Below are 14130 nucleotides of genomic sequence, written 5' to 3' on the forward strand. Positions count from 1 at the left end.
CGTAGGCGGTTGCCATTAAAATCAACGGAACGGCGGTGATGACAAATTGCAAAATAGCCGAGAAGCGAAACAGTTCGACACGGAAACCATTCGGACGAGGATCGCAGCGTTAGCCGCTTACGGAGATGCTCGCAACAAACGCCTGAAAAGGCAACTGAAGTGGAAGAGCGATAACGGGCAGCGGCGTGTATTACAAAAGTCTCTTCCATTTTCGCTCCTCGTTCAACTGGTAGAACTCCGTTTGTCCAGGCAGTTGCTTCACAACCTTGAGAATACCTGCCGCGTGTTCTCGGGAATGAAGGTTGGAAATGAATACAGACGGATCATGAAGATAGTCGCGCAAGCCGTGACGTTGAAACGCGAATCGCTGTTGCACTTGCGCAGAACAGTTGAACGCTTTTCATTGCAATTGAGTAAAGAGGACATCGAAGCGGCACAATCGGAATTGGTTGCGATTCATCTTCTAGCGAATGACGATCTCCCGTTTCTCTCTGAGTTTCTGAACGCAGGAGCTATTGAAATAGGCGATTTAATCGCGAAAGTGGAACACGATTTATGATGTTCGATGTAAGGAAAACGAGGTGAAAGCATGGCGAAAAAAATCTATCAAGTCGCCTTCGAATTGGCAGCAAAGCTGGAGGGAACGTACGAGGGGGCGATGAACAAAACTTATCACGATCTCGCGGAGATTGATAGAAAAGCCCGGGAGTTGAACGCTCTCCGCATATCCGGCGACATGGTCCGCCCGCTGAGGGATGGACTGCAAGACCTCGAGCGCGATTTGCGTCAAATACGCACATCGCCGACCCCGACCGGCATTTTTTCCAACATGCTCACCGAGTTGAGAGAGGCGAAGACATTGAGCGCCGATCTGCTCCGCAATCTCCGTCAAATCTCGACGATCCGGATGCCGGGCAACATGTTCGGCAACGACATGCGGAACTACTTGCGCCAGATCGAAGAGATGGAGCGCCGCATGCGCGAGCTGCAGGATATGCACGGACCTTCCGGAGGTGGAGGAGGCGGTGGAGGTGGCGGTAACGGGAGTGGTGTCGGTCGTCTCGGCGGCGCACTTGGAGGCGCGGCAATCGTCGGCGGGGCCGCGCTGGCTGTTGGCGCTGGAGTCGGGCTCGCCGCTGCTGGGTTCCTGAGCTTTTCGGACGAATACGCCACGGCCATGGCGCAAATCCAGGCATCGACCGGCGCATCTGAGTCGCAGATGCAGGACTTCAGCAAAATCACCGAGAGCCTATACAACAAGAACCTCGGAGAAAACTGGTACGACTTGGCGGAGGCGGTTGGTACGGTCCGGCAAGTCACCCAGATGACCGGCGATGAGCTGGAAGCGACGACGAAGAACGCAATTGCCTACCGCGACACGTTCGGCGAGGACATCACGGAGTCGATCAAGGCCGCCGACACGATGATGAAGAACTTCGGCATCACCTCCGACCAGGCGTACAACCTGCTCGCGCAGGGGGCGCAGAAGGGCCTTAACAAGTCAGGCGAGCTGCTGGACACCGCGAACGAGTACAGCCCGTACTTCGCCAAGCTCGGATTCTCGGCGGAGTCGATGTTCGACACCTTCGCCGCCGGCTTGGAGGCAGGTGCCTTTAATCTGGACAAGGTCGGGGACGGTATCAAGGAGTTCGGCATCCGGACCAAGGACGGCTCACAGGCGTCATTAGACGCTTACAAGGCGCTGGGGCTTAGCGGGGCGCAGATGACGGCGCAATTCGCGGCAGGCGGGGAGACGGCGCAGAAGGCGTTCCTGACGACGGCAAAGGCTATTGCCGCGGTTAAGGACCCTGTCAAGCAGAATGCGGTTGCCGTGCAGTTGTTCGGCACTCAGGCGGAGGATCTCGAGGCTCGGGTCATCGGCGCGTACGCCAATGTCGAGAAACAGTTCGACTCGACAAAAAACACGATGGAGCAGGTCGCAAACGTCAAATATGACACGCTCAGCAAGGCATTCGGGGCGATTGGCCGGACGCTTCAAACCGGGCTAATCCTCCCGATGACCAAAGCGCTTCTTCCAGTCGCGCAACAATTCGCCGGATGGGTCACAGATAAGATGCCGGCGATTCAAAAGGCGTTCGGCAGCATCGGACCCGTGATTTCGCAGATAGCGGACAAGATTTCCGGGCTATGGTCGGGCGTCGGCGGGGGCGAAGCGGTCTCCCTGTACAAAGATTACTTCTTCGACATCATGGACACGGCTAAGGAATTCGCCGCTGCAATCGCGAAGACGTGGAAGAAGATCGAACCGCAAGCGATGAGCGTCGTGTCGTCCATCGGTTCCATTATCAAACAAGTAATTCCGATTGTATTCAAGCTTGCCGGGGCAATCCAGCAAATCGGCCGTAAAATCATCTCTTCCATCGCCCCGATCGTCTCCTATCTGTTGCAAAAAATGCTGCCGATCTGGGCGAAGGTCTACGCCTTCATCGCCCAAGAGGTCATGCCGGCGATATCGGTGGCTATCACCGCGCTGCTGCCCAAGATCATGACCGTGGTCGACAAGATCGGGGCGATGATCAGCGCCATATTCAACGCCGTCAAGCCGTTTCTGGACGGCATATTTGCCGCGTTTGAATATGCGTGGCCGGCGATCAAGGACATCGTCATGACGGCCATTAAGATGATCAGCGGTGTGATTGACGGGTTGTTGACCACGCTCGGCGGTGTCATTGACTTCATAACCGGTGTTTTCTCCGGCGACTGGGGCAAGGCGTGGGAGGGTGTTCGGTCGATCTTCGAGGGCATATTCAGCACGCTCGGCTCCGTCCTTGCCGCGCCTATCAATCTCGCGATCGATCTGATCAACAAGGCCATTCAAAAGGTCAACAAGATCAGTTTCGACATCCCTGATTTTCTGGGCGGCGGGACATTCGGCGTCAATATCCCCGAGCTTCAGCACGTCGGCGGATATGCTGCAGGTGGTTACGTCACCAAGCCGGAGCTGGCATGGGTCGGCGAGGGCGGCAGCAACGAATGGATCATCCCCGAGAACAACAGCCAGCGAAGCCGGGACCTGTGGCAAGCGGCCGGCCAGAGCATCGGGGCGACAACTGACGGCAGCGGATCCGGAGGGGACTTCCACTTTTCGCCGACCTACAACTTCTACGGCGCTGCCGATCAGCAGGCCGTTGAGCAGATGGAGCAACGGACACGCAGCGATTTCCGCAAGGAGTTTGAGGCGTATAAAGCTCAGCAAAGGCGGGTGTCATTTGCCTAAGAGAGCAGCGTAAAGCCTCTCTTCCCCGGCGTTCGCAAATGATCGAGGATCAGCGTCGCCGATTGAGGCGTCAGAATCACATTGAGTTTCATACGGAATGTTTACCCACAGTTGACTTGACGCTGTGGGTTTTTATATGTATGGGCGAGAGGCGTATCGTCCATCGGAGGAAATTGCGATAAGGAATAGAGTGCTGTTAAACGCATAATATTTAACAGGGAGGCGTTGGCCATGGCAATCGTCAGTGAAAAGGGGAAATATGTAAGGATTGATGTTGAGTTCTGGCTAGACAAGGACGGGTCAATACATCTCGTATATGACGACGGGAAAGGACCGGGAGAGTTTTTTCACACCACTGTCAACGATAGAGAGGTTTCGAAACGAGGACATCCCAATTTGTTCAATCATCTTAAAACTGTTTTGCAGAAACACGATAAGTGGAACGAATGAGATGCACCTTCGGGTGCTTTTTCTTTTGACCTAAAGTGACACGAGGCGTTGTAAACGATGGGGCGAGCATGTCATGAGAGCATCTTTCGGACCATACACGCATTGCAAAGTTTGTTGATTCAGAAGGCTTGCTCAGCCTGCGTATAGACGTTCTGAGAGAGTGGCGGGAAAGGGGCTGCCACGGGGCTAAGAGGGCTGAATGAGGCGCACAGAGCGTCAAGGGAGCATGTCGGAATGTCGCGGGTCCTTCTGGGGGCGGGATAAGGTGCGGGTGCGCGTGACCGCAGAATAGCGCTAGATTTTAGTTGGAAATTTCACTTCCGCTTCCGGGTCTGAGAGGACTCTGGAGAGCGGTTTTTATTTTTCGCTTCGAATACGTCTGTAAATCCAACCTGCCACTACGAACTGCTAAAGCGGAAGTGAGTTGTTTCGTGGTTCTCTTGGTTAAAGCGTACGACGTCGTAAGATTTGCTCCTCTAACTGCGCTACTCATCAAATTTACCGACGTCACGACATTTGATTTTGCGAGGGAACGATTCGCGGTCACATGCCCGTTAGCAATCGGCAGACGTCTACCGATTCGTACTAGATTACGCTTACGAGCAGTTTTCAAAACCGCAGACGTCTGCGGATTATGAAAGTAGAGAAGATATTTAGAGATGCTGCCTCTTCCCAAGATGGTCGATCTCCAAGAATTCACTGCTTCATCTGCAGCCTTCTGTACGGCTTCGCGAACCGGGGCCAGCCGGTGGAACGCGCAGAACCGGTTCGCGGCGGCCGGCACGGCGGCCGTCTGGTGCTGACGGACGGAGAGAAGGACTGGCAACTCGAACGGTACGGGGATGCGCCCAGCCGACGCGGTGGGCTGGCGGTTACGCCGCGGGATGAAGCCTGTAATGAGAGCCTCCTGACCCAAGCGGAGCTGGAGCGGCTGCTAGCGCGCCGAAGGAAGAGGAAGCGGAGCTGCGGCAGAGCCGCAAGGGCATCGGGCCGTACAATGAAGCGGTCATGGAGCTGGAGGAAGCGGACCGCGAGCTGCGGGCGGCGGAATGGCGGCTGCCTGACCTGCGTCAGGAAGCAGCGGTCGCCCGGGGCGCGGCGAATGCGCGGGCGGAATAGCTGCGAAGCGAAGCGCTGCGGCTGGAAGAAGCGGAGCTGGCGCAGGAGCTTCTGGACCCGCAGGCCGAGCCGCTTCCGGAGTTCGCCGCCGTCAAGAAATTCACGACGGCTGCCGTTGAGTGGTACGGGTAGAGTAGGCGAGGCGACTGGAAGAGGTTGAGCGACTGAAGGCAAGGGAGCGAATGGATTCGGAGGGTACGGAAAATTTTCCGGAGGGTGGAGAAGCGAATCAGTTCGTAGCTGAGCAGTCTGAGCTTACCCGACGTTTTCGGTGTTCCTCGCGAAAACATGATGCGGGCTGCCGGTTATCTGAATTGATAGGATGGTGACCAATGAAACAACTCGTATTCATTGAAAATGGTCGATTGGTGACGGACAGCTTGAGGATCGCCGAGACATTCAGCAAGCAGCACTTTCATGTAATTCGCGACATCGAAAGTCTCGAATGCAGCGAAGGATTCCGAGCATCCAATTTTGGATTGTCGTCGTACAGATCGGTTCAGAACAGGAAATTGCCGAAGTACCTCATCACGCAAGATGGATTCGCGTTCCTCGTCATGGGCTACACCGGCAAGGAAGCTGCTCGCTTCAAGGAAATGGTCTGAGGGAATTTAGGGCAAAAAATCAAATTGATTTTTTGCCAAATTATGAACAGGCTCTACCTCTGGACCGAAAAGGGCGCCTGGATGTGCGAAGAGTCTGATCGTCGCCGAGACGTTCGGTAAGCAGCACTTCCATGTGATTCGTGACATAGAAACCCAAATCGAGAAATTGTAATCAGGTAGGAGAAGGCAAATGGGGGTCGCTCAACTTTGAGCACACCCAATACCAGCACCCGCAGAACAAACAGTGGTACACGAAAATCAACATGACGGAAGACAGCTTTGCATTGGTAGCTATGGCGTATGTCACTCCTGAAACGATGAAGATGAAAATCCGGTTCTTGGATGAGTTCAAGAGGATGCGAGAGGAACTGTCCAAGCCGAGCAATGTCGAGCAATTTCTTCTCAACCCCGACACCATCATCAAGCTCGTGCAGAATTGAAAACCGAGCAAGATCGGCGGAACGTCGCGAAACGGGGCGGTTCGGAGCGTCTTGCCAGCCGGGACGCGGATCCTGAAGCGGAACGTGATGCTGGCTGGGCAGGACCGGCGCGCCGCAGAGCGTTATTCGAACCAGCCTCAATTTGCGTATGGTTCAGAAACTACGCACGGAGAAAGTGGGAACGGTACGCGGGGCGGCGGCTGGCGGCGGCTGCAGCCCCGGCGTCCGGAGCTGTGGGGCCCGGAGACAGGCGAGCCGGATCAGGCGCAAGGACGTGAGCGCGGGCAGGAAGAAGGCTTCCCGGCGAGAGCGAACGGACACCTCCGGGGCAGGTTCACGCTCCGGCTGGGTGAGCGCCCTGGCGGCGTTGCTGGCGGTCGCGGCTATTGCGTGCTCGCCGCGTGCCTGGCGGCGTTCGCGCTCTGGAACGCACGACGGCCTGTGGCCGGCGATGCGGCGGCGGGGAGAAGGGAGATGGGCCGAGGCGCGGGAGGAAGCCCGCGGCAGCGAAGCTGTTCGCGGGGCAAGAGCGGCTCGCGTCCTGGTTTTTCTCGGACATGGCGGGCGACACCTTCTGGCGGCAAGCCCGCCATGCCGTGCAGGAGCGGATTCAGCGCTTGGAGTGGAAAGAACGGGAGGGGGGCCCTGATGGACCGAGAGCGGGAACGGGATCGCAAGCGCAAGCGCAGCACCCTCCGGAGAGAACGGGAGCGCACGGAGCGGGAAGCGAGCGATGGCTTGAGCCGCTCCGAGGTCGCGAGGGCCCGCTGGCTGGCTTGGCTGTGCGAACGGAATAAAGCCCGGCGCTGCCGCTCAAGTTGCTGCCGGAGCTGTTCCAACTCGCGGAGCAGGCGCTTCAGGCGCTCCGCGTCGGACGCGGGAGAGGATGCGTTTGAGTCTGAGAATACGTACTCTCAAAATTCCATAACGAGGAAATAATTCGTTCGGGCTCGTTCGGTTGAATAGGGATTTTCGTTGAGATGTCGAATACTGCAATAAAGGAGATGAATGAGATGACCCCTATCGATTATGCAAACGAACAAGGCTGGAAAAAGGTTGATTACAGAATCAGGGATTTAACAAATGGTGGTGTTGAAGAGCTGCTTAATGTAGATCCGTTTGAGATTGCTAACAAGGGTTATTCGTGGAGCATAGAACACGAAGTTCAAGAAGATGGTAGTGTGATGTTTAGCGGCCAGTTTACAACCATGGCTCATTTTATATTTAGTAGTGATGAGTACAAGTGCAATCCGCCGGGGCATGGAAAATTCGAGGTAATTATGTCAGAGAGCTAATCTCAGTTGACTCTACGCTTGACCGAAGGCTTCGGCTCTCGGTTTTTTTGTTTGTTTGTCGGACGAATGCCATCTATATATGAGATGCTTGAGTTTCACGCAGTAACTGCGAAGATTTTCGTTTATTTTGGCTGTTTTTGTGGTATTTTTAATAAACAAAACAAATGTTCGGAAGGAAATGTTAAACTTATAGAGAAAATTACCTATTCATATCAATGAATGGGAGTGGCATAATACAATGGAAAAGAAAATAATCTATACAAACCAAATTCAACTTGCTATGCAACCGATGGACTTCACGTTGTCGCTTAATATGGTTGGCGTTGATGGCGCCGTTGAGAATCAAGCAAATGTCTATATTAGCCCGCAGCATGCCAAAAGCTTGTTAATTGCGCTGGCGGAGAATGTTCGTATGTACGAAGAGCTTTTCGGATCGATCAACTTGGAGCCAAACTCGGATAAAATCAAAGAACTGCAAGAAAAAGGAGCGATTCAGGTTCTTGCTGGTGTTCGACAATGATGTATCGACCTAGTGACCCACCGGGTATACTGTTAATCGATACAACAGACAGGTTTGGAAAGAGAATTATTTTGGAGAAAAATCGTTTTGAGGATCACATTATCGATCCAGCAACTGGACATAAGGAATTAGCCGGTAATGAAGAGGCAATTAAGCATTCTGTCGAGAATCCGTATCTCGTAGTGCAAAGTAACAAGATCCCTAACAGATACTTATATTACGGAAAGAGTTCCGAGTCGACAATGCCTTGGCTAACTATTAAATCTGTGGTGGATCATTCGGATGAGAACTTCGGATTTATCGTAACAAGTATGTTTCAGAAAAAAATTACTCCGGAGAAGGAGGGGGCGGTTATTTATGACAAGAAAAAAGCAATCGATTCAGTTTAAGCACGACAAGACCGGTGACGTCATGTATATCGTTTTTGGAGATAATCGCCCCTCCTATTCGGACGATGTCGGAGACGGAATTTACGCTAGGTATGACATGGAGACTGACACTCTGATCGGAATAACCATCTTAGACTACTCGAAACGACTTAAAGGAGAAGTTTTCGATCTTATTGTCTCAGAAAAAATTGTTGCTGATGACGATCAAGGGCTATTAGATTTTCTCCATTAAAGGTAAAGAATCTGCCGGGTCTTCGGACTCGGCTTTTTTTTCATTTCCTTATCAGTTCCGGTCGATCAGCGATCCGCCCGAGAATCTCAAGCAGCAAGACCTCGTCCTTCCCAGTAAACCCCCGAATCAACCGCAGCTCCTCCTTGCTCATCGCCAGAACGGAACCGATCGTATTCCCCTTCGCTCTCAGGAGCTTTACGGCGACCTTGTTCACCTTGTCCCATTCCTCATCCGAAGCGGCCTTTTCGATATAGCGAATCCAGAGGGGGTGCAGTTCTTTCGGTATGCTGAACGTTTCGCTTAGGGATTGGCTCATGATGTGCCTCCTGGAGAATGGATAAGCCTATTGTATTTTCAAAGGGCAATCTATGTAAAGGGGAGATGTAAGCTCCCTTGTGGCGGGTTCCCGCGACCATACCGCGCAAGTGCGCAATATATGGTTTCGGACCGTCCACGACGGCCCCGTAGTCCCTCCTGCGCTCGTTAGGAGAGCCCTCCTGGCAATCATACCACCTTCTCCGAAAGGCCGTCTTTTCCCTCGAGCGGCTTGCGTAGATTCATTTCTATTTGATCATAAACATAGATCCGGTTGACAGGTCGATAAGTCCCCGCTTGGAAGCGGTGAACGCGAATGCCATGAGCGAAGATATCGAACATGGCCGGCTGCTCCCGCCTTCCCTGCCTGCCGGAGGAGGAACCGGAGGCCCAACAGTTCGAAGCGCGCTCCATCACCGCCGAGATCAACAGCTTCAAGCAGATCGCGGGGCAAGCGGTGTATGAAGAGTTTCCAAATCGTGAATCGATGCATGATTTGGGATTGCTAAGATGTTTAGTCTGCTAACACTACCTGAATCTATCGACCGTGAAAAGTTCGAAGACAGTCGACGACATGACGGTGAAGGAACTCCGCGAAGGCAAGAAGTTGCTCAAGGAAGCGGAACAGCGCGCATGCGCACCATTTACCGATAAGCAAGAGTTATTTCTAAATCAAACGCTTCCCATAACGAACAGAAGATGGTTTATGAGATGAACAAGAACGAGCTTTGCGAGGTCAAGAAGCCCCTGTAAGGCGCCGAGAAACGGGCTAGCGAAGCCGAACTTCGCGCCAATCAAGCCGAAGCCGCCCGTCAACTGGCTCTCGACCAGGATACCGTTGCTTTGCCCGGATTCTGGGGCCATAAGCGGTTGCTCCATATGGGGTAATATTAGAGCGGTATGTCGCTTCCGACGCACTCCAGCAAACCGGAATTCGAGTTCCCTTTATTGTCCGCGAGCCACATGATGGTTCCCACCAAACGCAAAGGAGAGGATATTGCATGTTAAGCCTCAAATTGAAAAAGGAAGATTTGACCTTGATCGAATGGCTGTCTCGTCGCATTGAAAAGGATGTCAAGGAACGCTATGGCATCGAAATCAAAATCACAAGTGCCGAGCCGAAGAAACGCGAAACGAAGAAAAAGAGTGAATCCAAACAAAACGTTCAACAGCCCGATTCGCCGAAGGAGCTGCCGGCGATCTCCGAGTTTAACTCAACCTCGAATGAGGAACAAGCCCAGACTCCGAACCAGACTCAGAAACAGAACCCCGAAGTTTTATTGGTATCCGACATTCAGAGGATATTAGGGATAGGTCGACGCGGGGCTTATGAGCTCATTCAAAATGCGCCATTTCCTGTACAGAGGGTCGGTGCAAGAGGTCTTATCAGGGTATCCAGAGACGCCTTCTTCCGATGGTTGGAGAGTTCGAAATGACTCAAATTATGCAGTTTAATTTGTTCGGAAAGTACTTGAAATCTTGCCCGTTTTTTGTCCGGTTTGTTATGAAATAGAGTGATGCGGCATGAGTGGGGAAATGAAAAATGCCGCTATATAAAGGAAGGGAAATATTCAGAGAGCCCCAGTGAGAGCCGAAAATAATAAAGTTCGAGATGGAAGGCTCCATCGGTTAAGGCCCCGTCTATACAAGAGCCACTGGAATCCGCAGAACGCCGTTCTGCGGATTCTGTCTGTTTTCCGGCCGGAAGGCAAGGCAAGCCTGGGCTGAAGCTCGTGATGCCGAAGATGTTGAAGTTAGTTGCGGCAGTGGTGATGGTGGCGGTGACGGCCGATGGTGGTGGTCAATGGTGATGGTAGCCGATGGTGCTGATGGCCAAGGGGGACGGTGGTGGTCGATGGCGGTGGCGGCTAATGGTGCTGATGGTCGATGGTTGACGGTGTTGGTGGTCGATCGCGGCGCTGAGAATGACGGAGATGTTGGGGACGACGTGACGGCGGTGCTGGTGATGCGAAGATTACTCGAAGTATAGACGAAATCACATCATAGTGGCGCAGCTTGGCAACGAGGGGCTCTGACTAAACGATTTTATGCGAAAAATCACATTCGTTTGGAGAAAAGAGGGGCCAAAAGCGCAACGAATGTGAAAAACCACATATATGGGAGAAATCTCTTCCTGAAATGTTTGATATATGCTAAAAACCTCTATGACAACAAGGACAGTTGTCACCCCCTACCATGAAAATTTTTCGAATGAGGTCATCCGAAGTGATGAAACTCCCCCATGCGTGTATTCCCTCTGGCAGCATTAGGTCTCTTCTCCCTTTCGTTCAGGATAAGGATGCGCAAGGGGGAATGGGCTGTCCTAAGACCCAAGCGCATGATTGGCAAGCGGAGGTTCCTGATCCAAGGGGAGAAGAGGCATAAGGGTTCAGAAGAGGGATAGCGCCTCCGGCGGTGCTAGATGGTGGCGGGACTTTTCTGTCCCAATCCGGTACAGAACGCCATTAGCGGGACTTAATTTTCGTATTAAACCACATAAAACGCACCAATTCAGCCCATTCAAAGCCGGCGAATGTGAAAAATCACATAAAATCGCATCGACCACCGAATCGACCACCGAATCGACCACCGAATCGACCTCCGCATCATCCACCGCCGCATATCCATCTCCGAACCCATCTCTGCCTCATCGACCCTCACCCGAATCCACGGTCGCATCATCCACCTCCAAAAGAGCGCTCCGAACGGATACAGCTCGGCGCCAACGCAAACAAATAAACCGCCCATTAAGGGCGGCTCTTGCCGAAGAGCAGGAAGCAGCAAGACCAGGGTTCCGTCCAAGTCCCCCGTCCACATCAGCCCCAGCCCCCGTCCACATCAGTCAAGTCTCCCGTCCACCTCAGTCAAGTCCCCCCGTCCACATCAGCCCCCATCCACATCAGCCCCCATCCACATCAGCCCCCACGTTCACATCCTCGCTGCTCCGGCATAGCGTTAGCGTGTGTGGGGCTAACCGGTTTGAGCAAGCTCAGTACGGGGGACGCGGATTGTTGTCGTTGCGAATGAGCAGGTAGACGATCAGCCCGAGAACGGGGAAGAAGAACAAGCCGAGGACCACCGCAAGGGAGAATTCCTGGCTTCTCCCTTTTCTTCTGGCGTCGCGGTATGCCCACACGCAGATGAGAATATGAAGAACGAAGAGAATAAAGGACATGACGAGCATGAAGACGATAACTCCGCCAACGAAGCCGCTTCCGGAAAAGGTGTCCAAAGATTCCATAGAGGTGCTCCTTCCTGCCGCGCGAGAAATGTGTTTGTAGGGTTAGTACGCGATTGCAACGGTTATGTTCCGGAAAATCCCAAATTTACCGCAAGCGTATTATGCGAAACGCATTGTGAGAACCTGCGAAACGCATTGTGAGAACCTGCAAAACGCATTGTGAGAACCTGTGAACCGCATTGTGCGAGAGTGGAGAAAAATCAGCTTGCCCTCATTATTGGATAATCCGCGCCCGACTCATCCATCCTAACGGGAGGCACATCATTCCGGCATGGCAAGGAGAGGGGCAAGGTGGAGCGATTACACGGTTCTAAAAAAAGAACGAATCTGGCCGTCGCAGGAATTGCGACGGTGTTGTCGCTGGTGTTGGTGTTGTCCGGATGTTCGGGCTATCGGAACGATGCGCACGGCGACGCCGCTCAGTATTCCTCCAAGGTGAAGGTGAAGACGCTGGAGCAGACGCGGGCCGAGGAAGCCGCCTCGCCGAGCGTTGTGCGGATGAAGACGATCCATCATAGCGACTATGTCGCGCTCGGCGACGTCGCCCGGGCGATCGGCTTCCATGCGCAGTGGCTGCCGGACGGCAGCTACGGGGTCGGCGACAATGACGCCGCGTGGACGTTCAAGCCGGGGGAGAGCTCGGCCCGGTTCGGAGACGATACGGTGAAGCTGCCGGCGCCTGCGGTTAAGATGAGCAATCGCCTCTATGTGCCCGTCAAGGCGCTGCAAGCCTTGTTCGGCAAGACGGCGGTGTTCCGCTCGGAGGCGAAGGCGGTCTCCTTCTACCCTGCTACGGACCACCTTCTCAAGAACGGAATTCGTGCGCAGGCGACCCGCCCGTCCCGCAACGACTCGTCCGAGCGGGAACGAATTCGGGAGCTTGGGGTCATACCGTTCGCGAACACGTCGGAAGGCAGCCGCGACGCCAAGGCGCTGATCGCGGATGCGAGGAAGTACCTGGGCATCCAATACGACTTCGGGGCCGGCGATTACGCGTCTACGGGCAAGTTCGACTGCTCGTCCTTCGTACAGCTCCTGTTCGCCAAGTACGGCGTCGATATGCCTCGGGTCGCCCGCAATCAGGCGGAACGGGGGAAGAAGGTGGCGCGGAGCGAGCTTCGGATGGGGGACCTGCTGTTCTTCTACGTGCCGGGCCGCTTCAAGAGCGACGAGACGGTCGGTCACGTCGGCATCTATATGGGCGACGGCAACATGATCCACGCCAGTCCGAAGCCGGAGGACGGCGTGCAGATCACGCCGATCGACAAGGCGTATTGGGCCGATACGTTCCTGTTCGCGAAGCGGGTGCTTCCGGACTAAGCGAGTCTCAGCCGACTCGGACAACAAGCTGAAGCGGGGAAAAAAGAGCTATCCTGTCCCGGTCGCTCCCGACCGTGCAGGGTAGCTCTTCGTGGTGGAGGCGAAGCGGCGGCGCGGGCGTCAGTTCGATTCGAATTCGGGCAAGGGGGCGAGCGGATTCCATGGGCCCGTCTGGTGGCCCTTCCATTCCGAGCCGTCCTCGTACACTTCCTTCTTCCAGATCGGGACGGTCATCTTCAGGCGGTCGATCGCATAGCGGCTGGCCGCGTAGGCGTCGGCCCGGTGCGAAGCGGAGACGCCGATGATGACGCTGGCTTCGCCGATGTCGACGCGGCCGATGCGATGGTGGATCGAGACGAGCGCGCCGGGCCAGCGCTGCGCAATCTCTTCGCCGATCGTCTCCATCGCTTGCAGCGCCATCGGGACGTAGGCCTCGTATTCCAGCGTCAGCGTGCGCGAGCCGGCGGTCCATTCCCGCGTCGTTCCGATGAACAGGAGGGACGCCCCGTGATCGGGATGGGCGACCTGGCGTTGCACCGCTTCCGCGTCGAGAACATCTTCCATGATGGTGTACCGTCCGCCTGTCGGCTCGTCCGGCTGAGCCGCGCTTCCGTCGTCGCCCGAGCCGCCGGATACCGGCGGAATCATCGCGAGCTCGTCGGAGCGGCGAAGCACGGCGTCGTCGGCCGCGAACGTCCGGTTGCAGGCAACGAACGATACGGCGATCAGCCCGGCATGGTCGGGGTACAATTCCTTCAAGCGGCTCTTCAGCTCCGCGGCCGTCATCGCTTCCTCATCATAATCAAGGCTGAGCGCTCTCGATTGGAGCCGCTCGGCCAATCCGGCGAATAAGGCGATTGTCCAAGTGCGCATCGGCAGGCTTCCGTCCTTCCTTGCTCCTCTAGGGAGATTTCCTCACACAAGCATACCATAATGCCGGTGAAAATGTTATGCTAGAGAAACGAA

At 54.6% G+C, this 14130-nt stretch carries 17 protein-coding genes and 1 pseudogene; 13 read left to right on the forward strand and 5 right to left on the reverse strand.

Annotated elements, in window-relative coordinates; translation table 11 throughout:
- Positions 1 to 46 precede the first annotated feature (46 nt).
- From E6C55_RS03265 to E6C55_RS03315, 11 genes and pseudogenes are all read left to right on the forward strand, one after another.
- Entirely contained in the window at positions 47 to 559 is a 513-nt protein-coding gene (locus E6C55_RS03265) for a hypothetical protein (protein ID WP_136368353.1), read from the forward strand.
- A gap of 30 nt (positions 560 to 589) precedes the next feature.
- Positions 590 to 3238: a phage tail tape measure protein gene (locus tag E6C55_RS03275; protein WP_168735435.1), complete on the forward strand. Its 2649-nt coding sequence runs from the start codon at positions 590 to 592 to the stop codon at positions 3236 to 3238.
- Between the two features lie 231 nt (positions 3239 to 3469).
- A complete protein-coding gene (locus E6C55_RS03280) occupies positions 3470 to 3688 on the forward strand; it encodes a hypothetical protein (RefSeq protein ID WP_136368355.1) in 219 nt (72 codons plus the stop codon).
- 659 nt (positions 3689 to 4347) lie between these two features.
- On the forward strand, positions 4348 to 4491 hold the full coding sequence (locus tag E6C55_RS33585) for a hypothetical protein (RefSeq protein WP_168735436.1): 144 nt from the start codon (positions 4348 to 4350) through the stop codon (positions 4489 to 4491).
- A 648-nt stretch (positions 4492 to 5139) separates the two neighbouring features.
- Positions 5140 to 5412: a Rha family transcriptional regulator gene (locus E6C55_RS03285; protein ID WP_136368356.1), complete on the forward strand. Its 273-nt coding sequence runs from the start codon at positions 5140 to 5142 to the stop codon at positions 5410 to 5412.
- A 94-nt stretch (positions 5413 to 5506) separates the two neighbouring features.
- Positions 5507 to 5781 (forward strand): annotated as a pseudogene (locus E6C55_RS03290) (Rha family transcriptional regulator); the annotation flags it as partial.
- Between the two features lie 457 nt (positions 5782 to 6238).
- Entirely contained in the window at positions 6239 to 6649 is a 411-nt protein-coding gene (locus tag E6C55_RS03295; protein WP_136368357.1) for a hypothetical protein, read from the forward strand.
- Positions 6650 to 6865: 216 nt separating this feature from the next.
- Positions 6866 to 7147 carry a hypothetical protein gene (locus E6C55_RS03300; RefSeq protein ID WP_136368358.1) on the forward strand — a complete coding sequence of 94 codons (282 nt, stop codon included), beginning with the start codon at positions 6866 to 6868 and terminating at the stop codon, positions 7145 to 7147.
- 238 nt (positions 7148 to 7385) lie between these two features.
- On the forward strand, positions 7386 to 7667 hold the full coding sequence (locus E6C55_RS03305; protein WP_136368359.1) for a DUF3467 domain-containing protein: 282 nt from the start codon (positions 7386 to 7388) through the stop codon (positions 7665 to 7667).
- Positions 7668 to 7738: 71 nt separating this feature from the next.
- The gene (locus E6C55_RS03310; RefSeq protein ID WP_136368360.1) at positions 7739 to 8056 is read left to right on the forward strand and encodes a hypothetical protein; all 318 of its coding nucleotides are present in this window, start codon (positions 7739 to 7741) and stop codon (positions 8054 to 8056) included.
- Positions 8025 to 8288, forward strand: a complete 264-nt coding sequence (locus E6C55_RS03315; protein WP_136368361.1) for a DUF2283 domain-containing protein — start codon at positions 8025 to 8027, stop codon at positions 8286 to 8288. Before E6C55_RS03310 ends, E6C55_RS03315 begins: the two co-directional genes overlap by 32 nt.
- Before the next feature lie 40 nt (positions 8289 to 8328).
- Here E6C55_RS03315 and E6C55_RS03320 read toward each other — a convergent pair whose 3' ends face one another.
- The 3 genes from E6C55_RS03320 to E6C55_RS03325 form a co-directional block, all read right to left on the reverse strand.
- Entirely contained in the window at positions 8329 to 8604 is a 276-nt protein-coding gene (locus tag E6C55_RS03320) for a hypothetical protein (protein WP_136368362.1), read from the reverse strand.
- A 188-nt stretch (positions 8605 to 8792) separates the two neighbouring features.
- The gene (locus tag E6C55_RS33590) at positions 8793 to 8945 is read right to left on the reverse strand and encodes a hypothetical protein (RefSeq protein ID WP_168735437.1); all 153 of its coding nucleotides are present in this window, start codon (positions 8943 to 8945) and stop codon (positions 8793 to 8795) included.
- 330 nt (positions 8946 to 9275) lie between these two features.
- Positions 9276 to 9467, reverse strand: coding sequence for a hypothetical protein (locus E6C55_RS03325; RefSeq protein WP_136368363.1), 192 nt, complete (start codon positions 9465 to 9467; stop codon positions 9276 to 9278).
- 137 nt (positions 9468 to 9604) lie between these two features.
- Between E6C55_RS03325 and E6C55_RS35310 the strand changes: the two genes are divergently transcribed.
- Positions 9605 to 10039 (forward strand): helix-turn-helix domain-containing protein, encoded by a 435-nt coding sequence (locus tag E6C55_RS35310; protein WP_136368364.1) that lies wholly within the window; start codon positions 9605 to 9607, stop codon positions 10037 to 10039.
- 1553 nt (positions 10040 to 11592) lie between these two features.
- Here E6C55_RS35310 and E6C55_RS03335 read toward each other — a convergent pair.
- Positions 11593 to 11844: a PLDc N-terminal domain-containing protein gene (locus E6C55_RS03335; RefSeq protein WP_136368365.1), complete on the reverse strand. Its 252-nt coding sequence runs from the start codon at positions 11842 to 11844 to the stop codon at positions 11593 to 11595.
- A gap of 291 nt (positions 11845 to 12135) precedes the next feature.
- Between E6C55_RS03335 and E6C55_RS03340 the strand changes: the two genes are divergently transcribed.
- On the forward strand, positions 12136 to 13164 hold the full coding sequence (locus E6C55_RS03340) for a C40 family peptidase (RefSeq protein WP_136368366.1): 1029 nt from the start codon (positions 12136 to 12138) through the stop codon (positions 13162 to 13164).
- 120 nt (positions 13165 to 13284) lie between these two features.
- On the opposite strand, the gene E6C55_RS03345 is transcribed toward E6C55_RS03340, so the two are convergent.
- On the reverse strand, positions 13285 to 14037 hold the full coding sequence (locus tag E6C55_RS03345) for a molybdenum cofactor biosynthesis protein (protein WP_136368367.1): 753 nt from the start codon (positions 14035 to 14037) through the stop codon (positions 13285 to 13287).
- Positions 14038 to 14130 lie beyond the last annotated feature (93 nt).

The sequence above is a fragment of the Cohnella fermenti genome (genome assembly GCF_004801405.1).
In the GTDB taxonomy this organism is placed as follows: Bacteria; Bacillota; Bacilli; order Paenibacillales; family Paenibacillaceae; genus Cohnella; species Cohnella fermenti.

Excerpts from the sequence above, each read along its gene's own strand:
- E6C55_RS03285 (WP_136368356.1), top strand. The coding sequence starts at position 5,140 with ATGAAACAACTCGTATTCATTGAAAATGGTCGATTGGTGACGGACAGC.
- E6C55_RS03320 (WP_136368362.1), bottom strand. The coding sequence starts at position 8,604 with ATGAGCCAATCCCTAAGCGAAACGTTCAGCATACCGAAAGAACTGCAC.
- E6C55_RS03305 (WP_136368359.1), top strand. The coding sequence starts at position 7,386 with ATGGAAAAGAAAATAATCTATACAAACCAAATTCAACTTGCTATGCAA.
- E6C55_RS03280 (WP_136368355.1), top strand. The coding sequence starts at position 3,470 with ATGGCAATCGTCAGTGAAAAGGGGAAATATGTAAGGATTGATGTTGAG.
- E6C55_RS03325 (WP_136368363.1), bottom strand. The coding sequence starts at position 9,467 with ATGGCCCCAGAATCCGGGCAAAGCAACGGTATCCTGGTCGAGAGCCAG.
- E6C55_RS35310 (WP_136368364.1), top strand. The coding sequence starts at position 9,605 with ATGTTAAGCCTCAAATTGAAAAAGGAAGATTTGACCTTGATCGAATGG.
- E6C55_RS33590 (WP_168735437.1), bottom strand. The coding sequence starts at position 8,945 with ATGTTCGATATCTTCGCTCATGGCATTCGCGTTCACCGCTTCCAAGCG.
- E6C55_RS33585 (WP_168735436.1), top strand. The coding sequence starts at position 4,348 with ATGCTGCCTCTTCCCAAGATGGTCGATCTCCAAGAATTCACTGCTTCA.
- E6C55_RS03345 (WP_136368367.1), bottom strand. The coding sequence starts at position 14,037 with ATGCGCACTTGGACAATCGCCTTATTCGCCGGATTGGCCGAGCGGCTC.
- E6C55_RS03335 (WP_136368365.1), bottom strand. The coding sequence starts at position 11,844 with ATGGAATCTTTGGACACCTTTTCCGGAAGCGGCTTCGTTGGCGGAGTT.
- E6C55_RS03275 (WP_168735435.1), top strand. The coding sequence starts at position 590 with ATGGCGAAAAAAATCTATCAAGTCGCCTTCGAATTGGCAGCAAAGCTG.
- E6C55_RS03315 (WP_136368361.1), top strand. The coding sequence starts at position 8,025 with ATGACAAGAAAAAAGCAATCGATTCAGTTTAAGCACGACAAGACCGGT.
- E6C55_RS03300 (WP_136368358.1), top strand. The coding sequence starts at position 6,866 with ATGACCCCTATCGATTATGCAAACGAACAAGGCTGGAAAAAGGTTGAT.